General features: G+C 61.0%; 18 protein-coding genes. 5 read left to right on the forward strand and 13 right to left on the reverse strand.

Annotated features, from left to right (window positions below; all coding sequences use genetic code 11):
- Positions 1 to 185: 185 nt before the first annotated feature.
- Positions 186 to 2,240 (forward strand): putative bifunctional diguanylate cyclase/phosphodiesterase, encoded by a 2,055-nt coding sequence (locus tag ACIROW_RS22210; protein WP_402278943.1) that lies wholly within the window; start codon positions 186 to 188, stop codon positions 2,238 to 2,240.
- Here the strand turns inward: ACIROW_RS22210 and ACIROW_RS22215 are convergent, their stop codons facing one another.
- The 10 genes from ACIROW_RS22215 to ACIROW_RS22260 all read right to left on the reverse strand — a co-directional run bounded on the left by ACIROW_RS22215 (position 2,241) and on the right by ACIROW_RS22260 (position 14,108).
- Positions 2,241 to 3,164 (reverse strand): DMT family transporter, encoded by a 924-nt coding sequence (locus ACIROW_RS22215; RefSeq protein ID WP_402278945.1) that lies wholly within the window; start codon positions 3,162 to 3,164, stop codon positions 2,241 to 2,243.
- A gap of 43 nt (positions 3,165 to 3,207) precedes the next feature.
- Positions 3,208 to 4,707: a M81 family metallopeptidase gene (locus ACIROW_RS22220; RefSeq protein WP_402278947.1), complete on the reverse strand. Its 1,500-nt coding sequence runs from the start codon at positions 4,705 to 4,707 to the stop codon at positions 3,208 to 3,210.
- A 24-nt stretch (positions 4,708 to 4,731) separates the two neighbouring features.
- Positions 4,732 to 5,988: a Zn-dependent hydrolase gene (locus ACIROW_RS22225; RefSeq protein ID WP_402278949.1), complete on the reverse strand. Its 1,257-nt coding sequence runs from the start codon at positions 5,986 to 5,988 to the stop codon at positions 4,732 to 4,734.
- A 48-nt stretch (positions 5,989 to 6,036) separates the two neighbouring features.
- Positions 6,037 to 6,741 (reverse strand): ABC transporter ATP-binding protein, encoded by a 705-nt coding sequence (locus tag ACIROW_RS22230; RefSeq protein ID WP_016833809.1) that lies wholly within the window; start codon positions 6,739 to 6,741, stop codon positions 6,037 to 6,039.
- On the reverse strand, positions 6,738 to 7,517 hold the full coding sequence (locus ACIROW_RS22235) for an ABC transporter ATP-binding protein (protein WP_402278951.1): 780 nt from the start codon (positions 7,515 to 7,517) through the stop codon (positions 6,738 to 6,740). Before ACIROW_RS22235 ends, ACIROW_RS22230 begins: the two co-directional genes overlap by 4 nt.
- A complete protein-coding gene (locus ACIROW_RS22240) occupies positions 7,517 to 8,503 on the reverse strand; it encodes a branched-chain amino acid ABC transporter permease (protein WP_402278953.1) in 987 nt (328 codons plus the stop codon). Before ACIROW_RS22240 ends, ACIROW_RS22235 begins: the two co-directional genes overlap by 1 nt.
- 10 nt (positions 8,504 to 8,513) lie before the next feature.
- On the reverse strand, positions 8,514 to 9,374 hold the full coding sequence (locus ACIROW_RS22245) for a branched-chain amino acid ABC transporter permease (protein WP_402278955.1): 861 nt from the start codon (positions 9,372 to 9,374) through the stop codon (positions 8,514 to 8,516).
- Between the two features lie 105 nt (positions 9,375 to 9,479).
- On the reverse strand, positions 9,480 to 10,673 hold the full coding sequence (locus tag ACIROW_RS22250; RefSeq protein ID WP_402278974.1) for an ABC transporter substrate-binding protein: 1,194 nt from the start codon (positions 10,671 to 10,673) through the stop codon (positions 9,480 to 9,482).
- Between the two features lie 597 nt (positions 10,674 to 11,270).
- The gene (locus ACIROW_RS22255) at positions 11,271 to 12,764 is read right to left on the reverse strand and encodes a CoA-acylating methylmalonate-semialdehyde dehydrogenase (protein WP_402278957.1); all 1,494 of its coding nucleotides are present in this window, start codon (positions 12,762 to 12,764) and stop codon (positions 11,271 to 11,273) included.
- A gap of 21 nt (positions 12,765 to 12,785) precedes the next feature.
- Complete coding sequence (locus ACIROW_RS22260) at positions 12,786 to 14,108, reverse strand: aspartate aminotransferase family protein (RefSeq protein WP_402278959.1); 1,323 nt, start codon at positions 14,106 to 14,108, stop codon at positions 12,786 to 12,788.
- Between the two features lie 180 nt (positions 14,109 to 14,288).
- Here ACIROW_RS22260 and ACIROW_RS22265 point away from each other — a divergent pair, with 180 nt between their 5' ends.
- Entirely contained in the window at positions 14,289 to 15,731 is a 1,443-nt protein-coding gene (locus tag ACIROW_RS22265; protein ID WP_402278976.1) for a PLP-dependent aminotransferase family protein, read from the forward strand.
- Positions 15,732 to 15,772: 41 nt separating this feature from the next.
- Entirely contained in the window at positions 15,773 to 16,429 is a 657-nt protein-coding gene (locus ACIROW_RS22270) for an HAD family hydrolase (RefSeq protein ID WP_402278961.1), read from the forward strand.
- 6 nt (positions 16,430 to 16,435) lie between these two features.
- Here the strand turns inward: ACIROW_RS22270 and ACIROW_RS22275 are convergent, their stop codons facing one another.
- On the reverse strand, positions 16,436 to 17,089 hold the full coding sequence (locus ACIROW_RS22275) for a DsbA family protein (RefSeq protein WP_402278962.1): 654 nt from the start codon (positions 17,087 to 17,089) through the stop codon (positions 16,436 to 16,438).
- A 104-nt stretch (positions 17,090 to 17,193) separates the two neighbouring features.
- A complete protein-coding gene (locus ACIROW_RS22280; RefSeq protein WP_402278964.1) occupies positions 17,194 to 18,102 on the reverse strand; it encodes an MBL fold metallo-hydrolase in 909 nt (302 codons plus the stop codon).
- A gap of 145 nt (positions 18,103 to 18,247) precedes the next feature.
- Here ACIROW_RS22280 and ACIROW_RS22285 point away from each other — a divergent pair, with 145 nt between their 5' ends.
- Positions 18,248 to 19,147, forward strand: coding sequence for a LysR family transcriptional regulator (locus ACIROW_RS22285; RefSeq protein WP_402278966.1), 900 nt, complete (start codon positions 18,248 to 18,250; stop codon positions 19,145 to 19,147).
- Between the two features lie 6 nt (positions 19,148 to 19,153).
- On the opposite strand, the gene ACIROW_RS22290 is transcribed toward ACIROW_RS22285, so the two are convergent.
- Positions 19,154 to 19,714 carry a LuxR C-terminal-related transcriptional regulator gene (locus ACIROW_RS22290; RefSeq protein ID WP_402278968.1) on the reverse strand — a complete coding sequence of 187 codons (561 nt, stop codon included), beginning with the start codon at positions 19,712 to 19,714 and terminating at the stop codon, positions 19,154 to 19,156.
- A 158-nt stretch (positions 19,715 to 19,872) separates the two neighbouring features.
- On the opposite strand from ACIROW_RS22290, the gene ACIROW_RS22295 reads away from it, so the two are divergent.
- The coding region (locus ACIROW_RS22295) for a CoA-transferase (RefSeq protein WP_402278782.1) at positions 19,873 to 19,968 on the forward strand (96 nt) is incomplete at its 3' end.

A 19,968-nucleotide genomic window follows, 5' to 3' on the forward strand; every position in this document is an offset into this window, starting at 1 on the left:
TGAGCGATGGTTTGTATGGCCTTTTGTCAACTCTGCGTCAGGATTGGGGCAAATTAAGCCGGCATGAGCGAAATGCCTTCATGCAATAGTGACAACGTGCCGCTATAATCCAGTGCTTCGGAAGTGCACTACGGCAATGCGCATGGCTGCCGTCTTGTTCGCTTCACGATCACTCTCACGATCACATGACAACAAAACCGGACGTGGCAGCGCATGCCGCGGAATTAGAGAAACTGACGCAGTCGCTGGTGCGTGACCGCGATGCCCGCCTGCAGGCCGATGCCGCCACGGAAAGCAGCCTGCGCCGATTGCAAGTGTTGGAAGCCGTCACCGCGGCCGCCAACGAAGCCGACACGTTCGAGCAGGCGTTGCAATTCGCCGTCGACGAGATCTGCCGCTACACCGGCTGGCCGCTGGGTCATTGTTTCCACGTGCGCAAAAGCGCCAGACCATCCGCCCTGGTTTCAAGCGGTATCTGGCATGGCGCCCACCGGCCTGAATTTTCCGCCTTCCGCTGCATGTCCGGCGACCCGCAATTCCTCGCCGAGCAGGACCTGCCCGGCCGCGTGCTCGCGGAGGCCGCGCCGGTCTGGATCGTCAATCTCGGCGCCGATCGCGATGCGCTGCGCGCCGACGTCGCACGGTCGGCAGGCATCCGCGCGGCAATCGCCTTTCCGGTGATGAGCGGTGGAGATGTTGTGGCGGTGCTGGAATTTTTCTCAGTGCGCATCCTCTCGCTGGACGACCACTTGCTGCGCCTGATGAACCTGATGCGCCAGATCGGCACGCGCCTGGGGCACGTCGCCGAGCGCGCGCAGGCAATGCGACGGCTGGCGCACGATGCCTCGCATGATGCACTGACCGGCCTGCCCAATCGCAACCTGTTCCTGCAGCAGCTGGACCTGGCGCTGCAGCGCCAGTGGGATGACGACAACGCGCGCTTTGCGGTGCTGTTCATCGATCTCGACCGTTTCAAGATCGTCAACGACAGCCTCGGCCACCTCGCCGGCGACCGCATGATCATCCAGGTGGCGGCGCGTCTCAGGAATGCCTTGCGTCCGGATCACCCCGCCGCGCCTTCCTCCCCCGACACCTTGCGCGTCGACGGCGTCAGCCCCAGCTACACGCTGGCGCGCATGGGTGGCGATGAATTCACTGTGCTGCTGAGCGATATCGATGACGTCGGCGAAGCGGTGCGCATCGCCGAGCGCATCCAGGCAGCGATGGCCTTGCCGTTCCTGATCCGTGACCAGGAGATCTACGCCAGCGCCAGCACCGGCATTGTGTTCGGCGACGTCGGCCACACCCTGGCTGATGAAGTCCTGCGAGACGCCGATCTGGCGCTGTACCGCGCCAAGTCGATGGGCGAGAGCCGCTACGAAGTGTTCGACCGCAGCATGCGCAAGGGGGCGGTCAGCCGCCTCACCATCGAGACCGCCTTGCGCCATGCCCTGAAGAACAACGAATTCGTGCTGCACTACCAGCCCATCATCGAGCTGCAGGGCGGCACCATCGTCGGTGTCGAAGCGCTGGTGCGCTGGCAGCGTGGGCCGGACGAGCTGGTCTATCCGGGCGACTTCATCGATGTCGCCGAAGACACCGGCCTGATCCTCTACATCGGCATGTGGGTGCTGCGCGAAGCCTGCCGCCAGATGCATCAATGGCACCGGCAATTCCCGCGCGCCAAACCGCTCACCATCAGCGTCAATATTTCACCGCGCCAGTTCGTCCAGCCGAATCTGGTGGACCAGATCAAGCAGATCGTCGCCGAGACCGGCATCGATCCCAATACGCTGCGCCTGGAGATCACCGAGAGCGTGACCATGGGCGACGTCGAGCGCACCATCCGTATCCTGTCGCAACTACGCGAGATCGGCGTGCGCTTCAGCGTTGACGATTTCGGCACCGGCTATTCATCCCTGAGTTACCTGCACCGTTTCCCGCTGGACGTGTTGAAGATCGATCGTTCCTTCGTCATGCGCATGAACGAGGATCACGAGCGCTTGCAGATCGTGCAGACCATCATGACGCTGGCGCGCAATCTCGGCATCGAGGTGGTGGCGGAAGGAACCGAGACCGAGATGCAGGTCGACCACCTGCGCAACATCGGTTGCGATTTCGGACAGGGATTTTTCTTTTCGCGCGCGTTGGCGCCGGAGACGGTGACGGATTTGCTCTACGTGCCGCATCACGTGCTCAAGACCGCCTTCGTCAATTCTCTGCAGACAGCGCAGAGCTGATCAGGCCCTGTTCAGGCGCAGGGACCCCGTGGGCAGCAGCACGCAAACGGCGGCGCCGAAGATCAGCGCGAAGCCAACCAGGTCGGGCATGCTGGGCCGGTCACCGAGCAGCAACACCGCACTGCTGACGCCGACCACCGGCACCAGCAAAGTGCCCAATGCGGCGACGCCGGCCGGCAATCTGGCAATGATTTCGAACCACAGGATATAGGCCGCGGCCATGCCGAAAAAGATGTGATACGCCAGCGCGATCATCACCGTCAGATGCAGCGCGCCCAGGTGCGGCCAGCCTTCGAACGACAGCAAGCCGGCCAGCGCCACCAGCGCGCCGATCAGCAATTGCCAGGCGGCGACCGCCAGCGGTTCCGCATTGATCCTGGCCCATTTCATATAGACGGTTCCGGCCGCCCAGGTCAGCGCCGCGGCCAATGCGTAGAGGATGCCGTGAGGCAGATTCAGCAAGCCGCCGCCGATCAATGGCGCGATCAATACGGCCAGGCCACCGGCGCCGAACGCCAGGCTGATGCCGCGCACGCGATCAAGTTTTTCGCCGAGTGCAATGCGCGCAAACAGCGTCGCCCACAACGGCATGGAATAAGTGATGATCGCCACGCGCGAGGTCGCCGCACCGAGCTGTGCGAAGGTCAGCAGGATATTGAACAGCGCGATATTGAGCAGTCCCGTCATGACGATGTGCGGACGATCGCGCCGGCTGATATGCAGGCTGCGCCCGCGTGCGAACGCCAGCGCGAACAGCGTGCACGCCGCAGCGCCGAGGCCGATGCTGCGCAAGGTCCATGGCGAAATTCCGCTCAGCGACACCTTCACCGCAGGCCAGTTGAGTCCCCACAGCACACCGAGGACGAGCAGCAACAGTCTGGCCTTGGCGCTGTCCTTGCGGCCCTGCGCGCTCGTCGATGGCATGGTCGTATTACTCAGATCGTCAGACCGTCAGACCGTCAGACCGTCAGACGGGTGGAGGCGTTGCAACGTCGAGCGGATAGACTGGGCGACGCACCTTGCGGATCGGGAACAGGTCGAAGTTGGAACTGGTCGGGCCGCCGCTGTCGGAGTCGCATTCTTCCAGGCCCTTGCTGATCGGCACGAACACTGGGCGGCAATACATGCGCGACTTCAGGATGACGTAATCCATGCTTGCCGGATCCAGGCCGAGGCTGGTGAACACGCCCAGGTCATACGGTTCGACGCGCTCTTCGGTGATGACGATCTTTGCCGCGCCGATATCGAACAGCACGCTGTTGCCCATGTTGATGATTGATCCGGTATAGATCGGGCCCGACACGCGGAACACGCCGTCGGTGATCGCCAGCACCTTGCCGGTCAGTTGCAGTGGCGTCTTGACGATGCCCTGCTGCGTCAGCGCCACCTTGTTGCCGACCGCCAGCGTGACTGTGCCGCCCACTCCCGCTTTCAATAATTGCGCGACCGCTTCCGGATCGCTGATCGGACCGGCGGCGATGCCGCTCATTCCTTCGGCCAGCGCCGCTTCCAGTACGTCCATGGTGTTGCAGGTGCCGCCTGACATGACATTGTCGCTATGGTCAAGCAACAGCACCGGGCCCTTGCCCGAACCCGCAGCGATTTCGCGCGCATGCGCCAATGAGTGGCGCAGCGGCTGACTGTCGTAGACGAAATCATCGCGCTCGGCCCAGATCTGTTTCGCAATCGTGTCGGCGACGGTTTGCGCGAGCGCCGCATCGTTGTCGGTCACCACCACCACCGACATGCCGGCATCGCGGAAGTCGGACAGTGGAAATCCTGCCAGCACCGATACCGCCAATACGCCGGTCTGCTTTTCCGCAAGCTTGGCCTGCTCTACTGCGCGCAGCATTGCCGAGGCTGATGTATTGCTGGTCAGCGTCGCCGACAGCAGCGGCACCTGCCGCCAGCCGGTGACGGGGCGCGATTTTTCCCGCAGTAATTCCACCAGCAGACGTCCGGCGTGTTCTCCGGTTTCATACATGTCGATGTGCGGATAGGTCTTGAAGCTGACAATGATGTCGGCGTTGTCGACCATCTTTTGCGTGACGTTGCCGTGCAGGTCGAGCGCCACGCACAGCGGCACGCGCGGGGCGATCTTGCGGATGCGTTCCAGCAGCGCGCCTTCGCCGTCGTCGGCGTTCTCCGCCACCATGGCGCCATGCAGGTCGAGCATGATGGCGTCGCAACCGGCTTCGATGGCGCGCACGATGGCGTCGGTCATCAACGTATAAGCATCGGCCGCGACCGTTGCGCTCGGGTTGGCCGTTGCGGACAAGGGCGTCACGATGGTGGCCGACAGGCCGTCAGCGATATCGAGGAAGGCGCCCATCGCAGTGCGCGCGCCTTTCTGATCCTGGTAGGCCGCGGCATCCCATTGCGGCAGGAAGGCCTCCAGCGGCGTCGGGATCGGCGAAAAGGTATTGGTCTCGTGGTTGAGGCGGGCGACGACAATCTTTAACGGCATGACTATTCCTTGCGGGTTCTTTATTCAGGCGACGACTTTTGCGCTGGCCAGCATCGCATGCAACAGCACGTTGGCGCCGGCTTCCAGATGTTCGGGTTTGGCGTCCTCGATTTCGTTATGGCTGACGCCATCCTTGCACGGCACGAAAATCATCCCGGCCGGAGCCAGGCGCGCGGCGTAGATGGCATCGTGACCTGCACCCGAAACCACATCCATGGTGGCGTAGCCAAGCATCGCCGACGCATTGCGGACTTCGCCGACGCAGTCGGGATGGAAAGGGCAGGGTGGGAAATAAGACACGCGTTCCAGCTCGATCTTCAGCCCGGTCTTCTGGCGGGTTTGTTCGAGATACGCCAGCAAGTCTTCGTGCATCTGGTTCAGGGTTTCATCGCTGACGTTGCGCAGGTCGATGGAGAACTTCACCTGGCCCGGAATCACGTTGCGGCTGTTCGGCATCACTTGCACCTGGCCGACGGTGCCGCGGCCGTAGGGCGGATAGCGGTTCGCGATCGCTACGACTTCCTGCATGATGTACGTCGACACTTGCAGCGCGTCCTTGCGGATTTCCATCGGCGTCGGACCGGCGTGCGATTCGAATCCGGTGACCGTGCAGTCGTACCATGACAGGCCCAGCACGGCCGGCACCACGCCGATGACGGTGTCGGCGTTTTCCAGCACCGGACCTTGCTCGATGTGTGCTTCGTAATACGCGCCGATCGGATGATCGCCGCACTTCTGTTCACCGATGTAGCCGATGCGCGTCAATTCATCCTTGACGTTCTTGCCGTCAGTGTCGGTCGCGCTGTAAGCATGCTCCAGCGTGAATGCGCCGCAGAACACGCCCGAACCCATCATCACCGGCACGAAACGTGACCCTTCTTCATTGGTCCACACCGCGACTTCGATCGGCGCTTCGGTCTGGATGTTGTGCTGGTTCAGCGTGCGGATCACTTCCATGCCGGCCAGCACGCCGTAGTTGCCGTCGAACTTGCCGCCGGTCGGTTGCGTATCGATGTGCGAGCCGGTGACCACCGGCGGCAGGTCGTTATTGCGGCCGGCGCGGCGCATGAAGATGTTGCCGATCTGGTCGACCGTGACGCTCATGCCTTCCTGTTTGGCCCAGCTGCTGACGAGATCGCGGCCCTGCTTGTCGAGATCGGTCAGCGCCAGACGGCAGACGCCGCCCTTCGGTGTCGCGCCGATCGCGCCGAGATCCATCAGCGAGTTCCACAGGCGTTTGCCGTCGATGCGTAAATTGGTGATGCTGGTTGTCGTGTTCATGATGATTCCGTCAAATGCGATAGTGTTTGGGTTAAATCAGGCAGCTACTCATGCAGCTAAATTCACGCCAAGATAGCGATCTTTCGCGCTGTCGTCGGCGAGAAATTCCGCATTGGTCGCGGTATAGGCAATGCGTCCCTGCTCCACAATGTAATGCCGATCCGCCAGTTGCGTGCAGACCTCCAGATTCTGCTCGACCAGGATGATCGACATGCCGGTGGCCTTGATCAGTTTGATCTGCGCGACGATCTCGTCGACGATCACCGGCGCCAGTCCCTCGACCGGCTCGTCCAGCATCAGCACCTTGGGATGCGTCATCAGCGCGCGCGCAATCGCCAGCATCTGCTGCTCGCCGCCGGACAACTGGCCGCCGCCGTTCTTGCGGCGTTCCTTCAGGCGCGGGAAGATCTTGTACACGTCTTCGAGTCCCCAGGCCGAATCCTTGCGTGCCGCCATGGTGAGGTTTTCTTCCACCGTCAGCAGCTTGAAGATGCCGCGATGTTCCGGCACCAGGCACACGCCGCGCGCAGCGATCTTGTAAGCGGGCAGGCCGGCGACGTTGTTGCCTTCGAACATGACCTTGCCCTGGCGCGGCTGAACCACGCCGACGATGCTCTTCAAGGTGGTGCTCTTGCCGGCGCCGTTGCGGCCCAGCAGCGTCACCACTTCGCCGGCCGCAACCTGCAGCGACACGCCTTGCAGCACATGGCTCTTGCCGTAATAACCGTGAATGTCCTGTACGTTGAGGATCATGCTTTTCCTCCGTTCTTTCCACCGGTGATCATGCTGCCCAGATAAGCGCGGCGCACGCGGTCGTCATTGCGGATTTCGTCGGGCTTGCCTTGCGCCAGGATCTGTCCCTGCTGCATCACGGTGATGCTGTCGGAGATGTCCATCACGATGTCCATGTTGTGTTCGATCAGCACCACGGTGTAGTTGTCGCGCAGGCTGTGGATCAGTTTCTTCATCTCGGCGATGTCGTCGATGCCCATGCCGGAGGTCGGCTCATCGAGGAAGATCACCTTCGGCTGACCCGCCATCGCCATGCCGACTTCGAGGCGGCGTTGCTGGCCGTGCGAGAGCTCGGAGGACAGGCGATCGGCGACGGCCTGCAGGTTCAGGCGCGCCACCAGTTGCTCTGCGACGTCGCAGGCCTGGCGCAGCAACTCGGGCCGCTTCCATGGATTGAGCGCCTGCGCCGGACGCGTGCCTTGCGCCGCCAGCCGCAGGTTCTCGCGCACGCTCAGGTTGGGGAACAGGCTGGTCACCTGGAACGAGCGCGCCAGGCCTTTGCGCACGCGCTTGTAGCCGGGCAGGTGCGAGACTTCTTCGCCCTCGACCAGGATGCTACCCTCGGTGATCGGCGTGGTGCCGGTCAGCGTATGGAACAGCGTGGTCTTGCCGGCGCCGTTGGGGCCGATCACCGAATGCACGGTGCCCGGCAGGATATCCAGCGTGATGTTGTTGACGGCGGTGAACTTGCCGTAGCGCTTGGTGACGTTCACCGCTTTTAGGATGGGCGTACTCATCAGTGGATCTCCTTGGCGACGTCCGCCATCGGTTTTGCGCCGGGGCGGAAACGTTGCAACAGCGATTGCGCCAAGCCGTACAAGCCCTTGTGCATGTACAGGCTCACGCCGATCAGCAGGAAGCCGAGCAGCATCAGCCAGCGCGGCCACAGCGTCGACAGCCAGTTGCCGACAATCACGTAGAACGACGCGCCCAGCACCGACGCGAACAGGTTGCCGGTGCCGCCGATCACGGTCATGATCAGGATCGATTCGCTGGTGTGGTATTCGATGTTGGACAGCGGTGCGACGCCGGTCATCATTGCGTGCAAACCACCCGCGAGGCCGGTCACGGCACCGGAGATGACGAATGCGGCCAGCTTCAGCAGGGTGATGTCATAGCCAACCGCAGACGCGCGCGCCTCGTTGTCGCGCACGGCCAGCAGCGTGCGTCCGAGTACAGAATCCACCACGCGCTGCAACAGCCAGAACACCACCACGAACAGGATCGCGACGAAGCTGTAGTACTGCCAGGACGTGGTCGTCGGCAACAGCGTGTGGCCCAGCACGGATAGGTTTGGACGCGGGATGTCGAGCAAGCCGTTGTCGCCGCCGGTGATGTCCTTCATCGTGTAAGCGAGGAAGTAGAACATCTGCGCAAACGCCAGCGTCAGCATGACGAAATAGGTGCCGCGCTGGCGAATCGAGAACCAGCCGACCAGCAGCGCAATCAGCCCGCCGATGAGTGCGGCGATCAACAGCGAAATCAGCAGCGGCGCCTTCAGGTGCAACAACGCCAGACCGGTGGCGTAACTGCCGATGCCGAAGAAAATCCCCTGGCCGAACGACATCAGCCCGGTATACCCGAGCAGCAGATTGCAGCCGAGTGCGGCCAGCGCATAGATCAATACTTCGGTCGCCAGCGTGCCGGAACCGATGCACAGCGGCAGCAACAAGACCACGGCGATGACCAGCAGGGTAAAGCGGAAATGAGCGATATGTTTCAAGGTACTCTCCTCAGCTGGCGCGGCCGAGCAGGCCGTTGGGACGCAGCAGCATGACCGCCGCCATCGCCACATAAATCATCAGATGCGCGCCTTCCGACCACACCGTGCTCATGACGCTTTGCACGATGCCGACCAGGATGCCGCCCACCAGCGCACCGGAGAAACTTCCAAGACCGCCGATCACCACCACCACGAACGCGATGCCCAGGGCCTCCACTCCCATGAAGGGTTCGACGCCGCGGATCGGTGCCGCCAGGGCGCCCGCCAGGCCGGCGGTGAACGCGCCCAGTGCAAACACCAGGCTGAAAATGCGATCAATATTGAGACCCAGCAGCGACACCATTTCGGTCGATTCGCTGCCGGCGCGCACGATGGAACCGAGGCGCGTGCCTTCCAGAATCCACCACAACAGCAGCGCCATCACAGCGGTGAAAGCGATCACGAACAGACGGTATTTCGGATAGACGAAACCGCCGGCCATGACCACGCCCTGCAAGATATCCGGCGGCGAAATATTGTTGCCCAGCGGGCCCCAATAAGAGATCACGGCCTCCTGCAACACCAGCGCCAGGCCGACTGTAAAGAGAATATGGAAGTGATGGGGCAATGCATAAATGTGGCGCAGGACGAAGCGCTCGACCAGAAATGCAAACAAGCCGACCACGATGGGCGCGATCAGCAGCGACCACCAGAAATTGACGCCCATTTCGCCAAGCTGGAAGCAGAAATAAGCACCCAGCAGGAAAAATGCGCCATGCGAAAAATTGACGAAACGCAGTAGCCCGAACACGATGGACAGGCCCACCGCGAGCAGGAAATACAGCATGCCGATGCCGATGCCGTTGGCAATTTGCAGCAGATAGATATTCATGAAACCTCGAAACGCTTATGCAAGCAGCTTGCAGTAATGTGCGGAGTTGGCGCCGTATGAGGGAAGCATACGGCGCCGTGCAGAAACAAACTTACGCCAACAGAATCAACCCAGCTTGCACATCGTCTTGTCGAGCGCGAGGAAGGACTTGCCGGACGAAATGATGTCCGCATAGTCATTCTTGTTGCGCATCTTCGACTTGGCCTTGCCCTTGAGCAGGTAGTAGTTCTTGATGACCTGGTGATCGCCCTTGCGGATTTCTTCGGTGCCGGTCAGGCCTTCGTACTTCATGCCTTCCATCGCCGCGATGACTGCCTTCGGATCGGTGCTGTTGGCCTTGATGATGGCGTCGAGCACGATCTTGGTACAGATGTAGGAGCCGGCCAGGCTGTAGTTCGGGTCAATCTTTAGTGCGTCGTTGACCGTCTTGACGAATTCCTTGTTGAACGGCGCATCAATGGCGTGCCAGTATTGCGCGCCGAAATACACGCCGTCGCAAATGTCTGCGCCCAGGGTTTCGAACTGTTCCAGGCCCGAAGCCCAGGCCATCAGGATCGTACAGTTGTTCTTCATGCCGAAGCTGACCGCCTGGCGCAGCGTGTCCGACGATTGCGAGCCGAAGTTCAGCAGCAGCAGGACGTCCGGTTTGGCAGCCATGGCGTTGGTGAGGTAGCCGCTGAATTCCTTCTCGGCCAGCGAGTGGTAGCTGTTGCCTACGTGCTCGATGCCTTTTTCCTTGAAGATCGCCTTGGCCGCGCTCAGCAAGCCGTCTCCGAACACGTACTGCGGCGTGATGGTGTACCAGCGCTTGGCGTTGGGCATCTTTTCCAGAAGCGGACGCACGGTTTGTTCGATCGCGCCGAAGGTCGGCACCGACCAGCGGAATGTGGCGCGGTTGCAATCGCTGCCGGTGATTTCATCGGCGCCTGCGGTGGTGATGAAAATGCTGCCGCCTTTTTCCGCTTCCTTGCCCATCGCCAGCGCTTCGCCGGAGAGGATGCCGCCGGCGAAAAAGCGTGTGCCCTTTTCCATTGTTTCCTGCACCTTGCGCACCGCGGTCGCCGGTTTTCCTTCGGTGTCGAGCGTGGTGTAAGTCAGATTCTTGCCGAGCACCTTGCCGTATTTTTGCAGCACCAGCTTCATGCCCATGTCGGCGTACTTGCCGTTGGCGGCGAACGGACCCGACATAGGAACAGGGCAACCGAACTGGATCGCATCGGCTTGCGCGAAGACATCGGTATAGGACAGCGCGCCAGGTGCGGCGAGGGCGGACAGCTTGAGAAAATCACGACGTTTCATCATATTCACATCTCCAAAAAATGACTGCGCATTGAAAGGGTTGATCAGCAATTGAGTCGGGGTATTGTGACGCAAGTTCCATGCCCGTGACGATGAAAAATCATGACGTCGCCAGAGGAAAAAATACGGGGAAAGCTATTGCAGGGATATGAGGAAATGCACCGCGTTTACCTTGGTAAAAGCAGTGTGAAGATGACGGTTTTGCGACCTTGCGCGCACGCGAATGTGCGAACGCCGCAATGCATGATGACGATGGATCATGTTTGCTCCTCCTGGATTAATGTCTCTGTTCGTTTTTATATTTTTACTGCCGCGAATGGCTGCATGATCGTGTCTTTTTTCACGTCTGCATTTTGTTTTTTCGCGTTACTGCATGCTACGTGAATTACCTCCCGGAGGGATTTTTCTTTTGATGAATTTAATCTTTCCTTTCTGCAGATGACGGTGCATTTTCAGTATCGTTCTGCACCATCAAATTCGTCTTTCGCACCAATAATTCACATGTTAAAACCGGTTCTGAAAACGGCGACGGCATGAGGTTCGCTCATGCCGCTTTTTGTCTATGAAGAAATCGCCGTTTTCATTTTTCTTTCAAGCTCACTTCATCTGCGGGAAAGCAAACTCGGCGCCGGCGCTGGCGGTGTTCGGCCAACGCTGCATCACGGCTTTCGCGCGGGTGTAAAAACGCACGCCTTCCGGACCGTAGACATGATGGTCGCCGAACAGGCTGCGCTTCCATCCACCGAAACTGCTGAACGCCATCGGCACCGGCAGTGGCACGTTGACGCCGACCATGCCGACTTCGATCTGACGCACGAACTCGCGCGCGACGCCGCCGTCGCGTGTGAATACGGCGACGCCGTTGCCGTATTCATGATTGTTAATGAGCTCGACTGCGGTAGCGACATCGGGGGCGCGCACCACGCACAACACCGGTCCGAAAATTTCTTCCTGGTAGATAGTCATTTCAGGAGTGACGTGATCGAACAGCGTGCCGCCGACGAAGAAACCGTTTTCACGACCCGGCACCTTGAAGCCGCGACCATCGACCACCAGCGTTGCGCCTTCCTCGACGCCCTTGCCGATCAATCCTTCGATACGCGCCTTTGCTGCCGCGGTCACGACCGGACCCATTTCGGCGTCCTTTTCCATGCCGTCGTTGATCTTCAGATTGCGGGTGCGTTCGGCCAGTGCCGAAACCAGCTTGTCGCCGGCGTCGCCGACCGCGACCGCGACCGAGATCGCCATGCAGCGCTCACCGGCCGAACCGTAGGCTGCGCCGATCAGCGCATCGACCGCGACTTGCATGTCGGCGTCCGGCATGACCACCATGTGATTCTTGGCGCCGCCCAAGGCTTGGACCCGCTTGCCCTTGGCGCTGCCGCGCGCGTAGATGTATTCGGCGATCGGCGTCGAGCCGACGAAGCTGATGGCCTTGACTTTAGGATGATCGAGCAGCGCATCGACGGTGACCTTGTCGCCCTGGATGACGCTGAAGACGCCGTCAGGCAATCCGGCTTGCTGCAGCAACTCGGCGATCAGCAGCGAGGCCGACGGATCGCGTTCGGAAGGCTTGAGGATGAAGCAGTTGCCACAGGCCAGTGCGATCGGGAACATCCACATCGGCACCATCGCCGGAAAATTGAACGGCGTGATGCCGGCCACCACGCCCAGCGCCTGGCGCATCGACCAGGCGTCGATGCCGCGGGCGATCTGGTCGGTGTATTCGCCCTTGAGCATTTGTGGAATGCCGACCGCGTACTCAACCACTTCGATGCCGCGCGCGACTTCGCCTTGTGCGTCGGAGAAGGTCTTGCCGTGTTCGCGGGTGAGAATCGCGGCGAAGTCGTCGGCATGCTGCTGGATCAGGTTCAGGAATTTGAACAGCACGCGCGCACGCGTCAGCGGCGGCGTGTTGGACCAGGCCGGGAAAGCGGCAGCGGCTGCGGTGACGGCATCATTGACTTCTTCCGCCGTGCCCAGCGCAACGCGTGCGACTGCCACGCCCAGAGCAGGGTTGAAGACATCGGCGTAGCGGTCGCTGTTGGTGTCGACGCGGCGGCCGCCGATGAAGTGGGTAATCTTTTCCATGCTGACTTGTTTCCTTGGTTCTTAATCTAATGTTTTCAAAATGGCGGCGAGCTTGCCGAACAGTTCGTCGATGTGTTTCTTCTCGATGATCAGCGGCGGCGACAAGGCGATGATGTCGCCGGTCACGCGGATCAGGATGCCGTCGTTGAAGGCGCGGCGGAAGGCGTCGTAAGCACGTGCGCCGACCTTGCCGGGGATCGATGCCAGCTCGATCCCGACGATCATGCCGATGGTGCGGATGTCGATCACGTTCGGCAGTCCGCGCAGAGAATGCGCTGCCTCCTGGAAGTAATCGGCGACGCTGTTGGCGTGTTCGAGGATGCCGTCCTGTTCGAAGATATCCAGCGACGCCAGGCCGGCGGCGCAGGCAAGCGGGTGGCCGGAATAGGTATAGCCGTGGAACAGTTCGATGCCGTCAGGTCCGTTCATGAAAGCTTCATGGATGTGCGGCTTGACGAACACGGCGCCCATCGGCACCACGCCGTTGGTCAGGCCCTTGGCGGTGGTGAAGATGTCCGGTTCGACGCCGAAGTAGTCCGATGCGAACGGCGTGCCCAGGCGGCCGAAGCCGGTGATCACTTCATCGAAAATCAGCAGGATGCCGTGCTTGGTGCACAGCTCGCGCAGACGCTTGAGATAGCCCTTGGGCGGAATCAGCACGCCGGTGGAGCCGGCGACCGGCTCGACGATCACGGCGGCGATGTTGGAGGCGTCGTGCAGCGTGACCAGGCGTTCCAGTTCATCGGCCAGATGGGTGCCGTATTCAGGCTCGCCCTTGGTGAAGGCGTTCTTTTCGAGGTTATGGGTGTGCGGCAGGTGATCGACGCCTTGCAGCAAGGCCGAGTTGAAGGTCTTGCGATTGCCGCCGATGCCGCCGACCGACATGCCGCCGAAGCCGACGCCGTGATAGCCGCGCTCACGGCCGATCAGGCGGGTGCGGGTGGCGTCGCCGCGCATGCGGTGATAGGCCAGGGCGATTTTCAGGGCGGTGTCGACTGCTTCCGAACCGGAGCCGGTGTAGAACACTTGCGAGAAGCGGCCGCCGGTGTATTGCTTGAGGCGCTCGGCCAGTTCAAATGCCATGGGATGGCCGAGCTGGAAGGAGGGGGCGTAGTCGAGTGTCGCCACGGCCTTCTGGACGGCCGAGACGATCTTCGGCTGGGCGTGGCCCAGCGGTACGCACCACAGGCCGGCAGTGCCGTCAAGGATGGCATTGCCGGCGTCGTCGCGGTAATACATGCCTTCCGCCGAGACCAGCATGCGCGGGCTGGCTTTGAAGTTGCGGTTGGCGGTATAGGGCATCCAATAGGCGGACAGGTCGGAAGAAGACAGTGGTTTGTTCATTTCAGGCGCACCTCGGGCGGTTGAAGATGCTTGATTATTGCGAGACGCGGCCCGGATTGTTAGATACACTTTGGAATTAACCGAAGAACTGTATTGTTTATTTCAACAATCTGTATTGATGACACTTGCCCGTCCGACAAGATCAGAATCATGTCGACGGCTGGCAACAGCGAGGAAATGATGGCGAAGGTCCAGCGTGAAGCGGTTTACCTGACATTGGAGCGCAACGGTGCAAAGGGCGGCTCCAGAAGTGGGAGCAACCGCCTGGTCGAGCAAGTGGTGAACGGATTGGCGCAATTGATCGAACAGGGCGCGCTGCGTTCGGGCGAGCGCCTGCCGTCGGTGCGCCAGTTCGCCGAGTCGCACGCCATCGGCGCCTCGACCGTGGTGGAAGCCTATGAGCAACTGGTCGCGCGCGGCCTCCTGATCGTGCGGCGCGGCGCCGGCTTCTTCATCGCGCCCAAGGGCGCCAACCCGCCGCCGGCGATGGCCTTCACGCCGCCCGATCCGGTCATCGATTCAGCCTGGCTGCTGTCGGAAATGTTCGCAGACGAGCGCGTGCCGATCAAAGCCGGCTGCGGCTGGCTACCCGGCAAATGGCTGGACGACGAAGGCCTGCACCAGGCCGAACGCCGCATCATCCGCTCGCCCGGCGCGCAGCAGGTCGGCTACGGCCACCCCTACGGCTACGCGCCGCTGCGCCAGATCATCTGCCAGTTCCTGGCCAACTGGTCGCTGGAAGTCTCGCTCGACCAGGTGCTCACTTCGCACGGCGCCACGCAGGGCCTGGACCTGATCATCCGCACCATGGTCAAGCGCGGCGATACGGTGTTTGTCGACGACCCCGGTTATTGCAACCTGATCGCCATGCTCAGGATGGCCGACCTCAACGTAATCGGCATTCCACGTACGCCCACCGGTGTCGACACCGAGATGCTCGAAACTTTGGCGCGCACGCACAAGCCGAAATTGTTTTTCACCACCAGCGTGTTGCACAATCCGACCGGCACATCGTACACGCCGGCCTGCGCGATGCGTGTCTTGCAGGCGGCCGAGCGTCATGGCTTCTGGGTGGTGGAGGACGACATCTTCCGCGAACTGGGGCAGCCGACCGATCCGATGCTGGCGGCGCTGGATGGCTTGCAGCGCGTGATCTACGTCGGCAGTTATTCGAAGACCATCGCGCCGTCGCTGCGCCTCGGCTTCATCGCCTGCCAGCGCGACTTGGCGCGCCAGCTGGTGCATACCAAGATGGTGCTGAGCCTGACCAATTCCGAAATCAACGAACGCCTGGTGCACAGCGTGCTGACCGAAGGCCACCATCGCCGCCACGTTGAGAACCTGGCGGCGTCGCTGCTCAACGCGCAGTCGCGCGTCAACGGCAAGCTCAGCGAGACCGGCCTGACGCCGTTCACCACGCCGCGCGGCGGCATGTTCTCCTGGGCGCGGCTGGACGGCTGCGACCTGAGCGCACGCGATATCGCCGATCGCGCGCGGCAAAAGGGCATTTGGCTGGCGCCGGGGGAATTTTTCCACCTCACGCCGCCGGATCAGCCGTGGTTCCGTTTCAACGTGGCGTATGCGGATGCGCCCGAGTTGTATGAATTTTTCCGCACGCTTTGATGTCTAGAACATTCCTTAAACATTCAACTGATGGTCGCCTGATGCAAAAATTCAACCCTGACTATGCAAGTTCGGCCGGCATTCGCGCCGTGGTGTTCGACTTCGGCGGCGTGCTGTTCGACTGGAATCCGCTGCACCTGTATCAAGACCTGATTCCCGACGCCGCCGAGCGCGAACACTTTCTCACCAATGTCTGTTCGCCCGACTGGAACATCCGCCAGGACGGCGGCCGCACGCTGAAAGATGGCACCGAGTTGCTGCTGGCCGAACATCCGCAACACGAGCCGATGATTCGCGCGTTTTACGATCGCTGGACGGAAATGCTGCGCGGGCCGCTGCATGACGGCGTCGAATTGCTGCGCACCTTGCATGACAAGGATGTACCCTTGTTCGGCTTGACCAACTGGTCTTCGGAAACGTTTCCGTACGCGCTGGCGAACTATGATTTCCTGCAGATATTCCGCGACATCGTGGTGTCGGGAACGGAGCAGTGCATCAAGCCGGACGCTGTGATTTACCAGATCGCGCTGACGCGCTACGGCAAGCATCTGCCCAACCTGAAGCCGTCGGAGCTGGTCTTCCTCGATGACTCGGCGAAGAACGTCGAAGCGGCGCGCCGCCTCGGCTGGCATGCGATTCATCATGTCGATTGCGCCGAGACGGTGAAGCAATTGCGAGAACTCGGCTTGCCTGTCTGAGTCGATTCAGCGATGCGTGTATGCGGCGAGATGCTCGCGCCACGCATCGGGTTCGCCCAGCCAGCGGCCGGCATCAAGCACTTCGAAACGGCCGTCCTGTTCCAGCACGAAAGTCGGAAAGCCGTGACCGCCGACCTGCGCCAGCAAGCGGCGGCTGGCGGCGATGTGCTGCTGCAATTCTTCTTCGCCGACGCGGCCGTACGCTTGCGCGAATGCCTCCCCATTCAATCCCAGTTCAGCCGCCAGCGCTTGCAGCACATCTTCATCGGCAACACGCTTGCCTTCTACGTAGTGGGCGGCTTGCAAACGTGCCAGCATGTCGAGACCGCGTCCGGAGATGTCTTCCGCCGCCAGAATCGCCTTGATCGGTGGCGCCGAATCGAAGACGGCGGTCTCATCCAGCAGCAGGCCGTTGAAGTAGTCGTCGCCGAATGGCTGGCCGGTCAATTCCGCGATCCGATGATCGTATGGCATGACGTAATCACGCAGGGCCGGGCTGACCTGCTGGCGGTTGGCGCCCATCATCATGCCGCCGCCATGGCCGATTACCGGCATGATTTCGCGTGCAACTGCGGCCAGCGGTGCGGCGCCGTAGCACCAGCCGCACAGCGGGTCGTAGATGTAATGCAGCGCCGTGCTGCTGGTGTCGTAAGTACTCATGATGCGTTCCTTGAAGAGAGACCGGTAGCCTAACGTGAAACGCCGGCGCATGTGCGCCGGCTATTCAAGACGGAACCTCGTTGATCAATGTGCGTTGACCCGCCTTACCACTTCATCTCGCCCTTGGCGACCTTGGCGCACAATTCCAGCACCGAAAGATTGGTGGCGCCGGGATAGCGCGCTTTCATTGCTGCGATCAGTGCGGCGGAGTCGGCAGCCTTGACAGTTTCAGCGTCGAAGGCCTTGATGTAGTCGCGGGTGTATTTCACCGAAGCGATGGTCATTGGCGCACCGGCGGCGTAGTGGCCGGGGATGACGGTTTTCGGTTTCAGCTTTTCGATGCGCGCCAGCGTGAGCAGCCAATCTTTGTGGGATTTTTCGCCTTGCGTATCGGCCATCCAGACGTGTTCGTTGCCGTCCACCACCACGCCGCCGACTACCGCCTTGATCGACGGAATCCAGACGAAGCTGCGCTCAGGTTGCGGGCCGTCGAGACCGATTACTTGCAGCTTCTTGCCTTCCAGCGTCAACGAATTGCCGTCGAGGACATCGGGCACGATGGTTTGCGTCGGCGCATCGGCGCCCAGCTTCGGTCCCCAGAAGGCCAGCTTGTGGGCGACGGTTTCCTTGATGTGGGCCACGGTTTGCGGGGTCGCCAGGATTTTCACGTCGGGATAGGCGGCCTTGATGGTGTCGAGGCCGAAGTAATAATCCGGGTCGCCGTGGCTGATATAGACAGCCACCAGTTTCTTGCCGCTGGCGCGGATCTTTTCCACGACCTGTTGCGCCTGCCCGCGGCCGAATTGCGCGTCGACCAGGATGGCATCCTGCTTGCCGCTGACCAGTACCGAGCTGACCGGAAACAGCGCGCTGTCGCCGGGATTGTAGACGTCCAGCTTGAGGGCGTCATTGGATGCGGTTGTTGCCGCGGCGGCAGTGCCGGCGGCGAAAATGCCGACCGCCGCAGCCAGCGCCAGCAGCGGACGGGAAATTGTGTGAAAGCTCGAATGCATGTTCATCTCTCCAAAAAGGTTTAAACGCAGGGAAAAGTGCGACAAACGAAGATTAATGACTTATTTGTTTTGGAAAAACAGCATAATGAAACATAGTTTGTTTCTAAAATCGGTCATATAAGGCCACACGGATGAAGAGCGCAATATGGACAGATTGACCGCAATGCAGGTGTTTGTGAGCATCGTCGACAGCGGCAGCCAGTCGGCGGCGGCCTTGCAGCTGGACATGTCGCGGCCGGTGATTTCTCGCTACCTGGCGGAGCTGGAAGAATGGGTAGGCGCGCGGCTGTTGCACCGGACCACGCGGCGTCTGAGCCTGACGCCGGCAGGCAACGATGTGCTGGAGCGTTGCCGCCAGATGCTGACGGCTGCGAGCGATTTGCAGAACGCCGTCAATCAGCCGCAACAAGCGCCCAAGGGCTTGTTGCGCATCACCACGACGACTTCATTCGGTCCGCAGCTGGTGCGCGCCGTGGCGCAATACTGCAAACGCTATCCCGGTGTGGCGGTCGACCTGATGATGCTGGACCGCACCGTCAACCTGGTGGAAGAACGCATCGATCTGGCGATTCGCATGACCACGCGCCTCGATCCCAATCTGATCGCGCGCAGGCTGTCGGTGTGCCGTTCGACGATTTGCGCTTCGCCCGCCTATCTGCGCGAACACGGCACGCCAAAAAAGGTCGCGGATCTGGCGTTGCATAACTGCCTGACGCATTCCTATGTCGGCAAAAGCCTGTGGGAGTTCGATCACAAGGGTAAGCACAGCTCGGTCGCGGTCAGCGGCAATATCAGCGCCAACGAGGCGATGGTGTTGCTGTCCGCGGCGCTGGCCGGCGCCGGCATCGCGCATCTGCCGTCCTATGCGGCCGCGCCGTATGTGGCGTCCGGCAAGCTGGTGGCGCTGCTGCCGCAACACGAGCCGACCGTACTCGATATCTATGGCGTGTATGCCTCGCGCAAGCACATGCCTGCAACCTTGCGCACCATGCTGGATTTTCTGGCGGAACGGTTTACCGACGAACCGGAATGGGGAGAGGGCTAGCCGGTATCAGGGAGTGATGCTGAGCAGCTTGTGTACGAGTTCCGAAGACGTCGAAGCGCCGAACTTGCGCATCAGCCGGGCGCGATGCATTTCCACCGTGCGCGGGCTCAGTTCGACCTGGCGCGCGATCAGCTTGCTGGTCTTGCCTTCCACCAGCAGCGCCGCGATCTCGCGCTCGCGCGGCGTCAGTCCGGGCGCCAGCGGACGCTTGGCGCTGACGTCCTCGAAGGTCCAGATACCGGCCGCATGCGGATCGCCCTGCACCAGCGAGGCGCCGGTCACGTGGCACCAGAACATCTCATCGCTGGCGCGCTTCATGATGCGCTCGTCGGAGTAGAAGCCCTTTTCGTTGAGGATGGGCACCAGGCGCACGCCGGTACGCTCGAATTCGTCTGCAGTCGGATACAGCACCATGAACGACTGGCCCGACAATTCCCCAGGCGCATAGCCGAACATCTTCGCCAGCGCCAGGTTGCTTTGCTGGATCACGCGATTGTGCGAAACGCACATGCCGATCGGGGCATGCATGAATACTTGTTCAAAGTCGACGAGATGCGGGTTGCTCATTGTCCGTTGCTAATTCTTGTATCGTAAAAATACTGGTCAGGATTCCGAATTCTAAGGCCTGGAGACGATTCTAGGTATTTTTACCGTATTGTTGCTGCCCTACCAGCGTCCTATGATGCCTGCTGACATTTGAACCTATAAGAATCGAAAGGAGACACGTGAATAAAGTCTATCCCGACGCGTCCAGCGCGTTATCCGGCATCGTCAAGGACGGCCAGACGATTGCCGTCGGCGGCTTCGGCCTGTGCGGCATT

The organism is Herbaspirillum sp. NPDC101397, assembly GCF_044767325.1.
GTDB lineage: Bacteria > Pseudomonadota > Gammaproteobacteria > Burkholderiales > Burkholderiaceae_D > Herbaspirillum.